A 1054-nucleotide genomic window follows, 5' to 3' on the forward strand; every position below is an offset into this window, starting at 1 on the left:
TGAGGGGACGGTGACCAGCACCGCCTCGGGCACCTCGATGACCGAAGCCAGGCCCGCTCCCGCCTCCAGCACCACCCAGGAGGGTGCTGCCGTGCCCGTTGGGGCCGCGACCGCGCTCCAGCCCACCTGGTGCAACCAGCCCTGACCGGTTGAGGCGGCCAGATCCGAGGTCGACAGCGGACGCAACGTGAGCGCCTCGACCTCCGCCACCGGCACACCGCTCCCATCGGCGATGGTCAGCGCCATGCTGGTGCCACCCGTACCGATGATCTTCACTCGCAGGCTGGTCGCCGCCGTGGCGTGCAGGGACACACCCGACCAGGAGAAGGGCAGGAAGGGCCGTCCCGGCTCGGGCTCCGGCAGCAGATCACCCAGCGCGCTGGCGTGCAACACCGCGTCCAGCAACGCCGGATGCACCCCGAACCGCGCCGCGTCCCCGTGCGCCTGCTCGGGCAACACGACCTCGGCGAACACCTCACCGGGGCGTGCCCACGCCCGCGTCACCCCCTGGAAGATCGGGCCGTACTCCAAGCCGACCGCCGCGAGATCGTCATACAGACCGTCGACCGCCACCGGCCGCGCGTCCACCGGCGGCCACTGCGCCAGCTCGAACGCCGCCACCGGCAGCTCGGCGGTCACCAGGCCCTGGGCGTGCTGCGTCCATTCGGCGGCGTCCTGGGAGCGGGAGTGGACGGTGAGCGGACGTGCTCCCGACTCCTCCACCGCCCCGACGACCACCTGGATCTGGACGCCGCCCTGGGCGGGCACCACCAGCGGCGCCTGGATGGTCAGCTCCTGCAGGTAGGAGCACTCGACCTCGTCACCCGCCCGGATGGCCAGCTCGACCAGCGCCGCCCCCGGGACCAGCATCCGACCACCCACGAGGTGATCGGCCAGCCACGGCTGCGTGGCGGGTGACAGACGGCCACTGAAGATCACCGACTCACCGTTGGCGACCTCGGTCACGGCGCTGAACACCGGGTGGTCGATCGCGCCCAGCCCGGCGGCGTTCATGTCCCCGGCATCGGTCAGCGCGGGGATCCAGTACCGCTCG

The 1054-nt window shown here is 72.2% G+C and carries 1 protein-coding gene; it reads right to left on the reverse strand.

All coding sequences use genetic code 11. The features are described from left to right. On the reverse strand, nt 1-1054 hold a 1054-nt coding region (locus ACSC1Q_RS42945), incomplete at both ends, for a polyketide synthase dehydratase domain-containing protein (protein ID WP_436764505.1).

The organism is Streptosporangium heterodermiicola (assembly GCF_051390675.1).
Lineage (GTDB): Bacteria > Actinomycetota > Actinomycetes > Streptosporangiales > Streptosporangiaceae > Streptosporangium.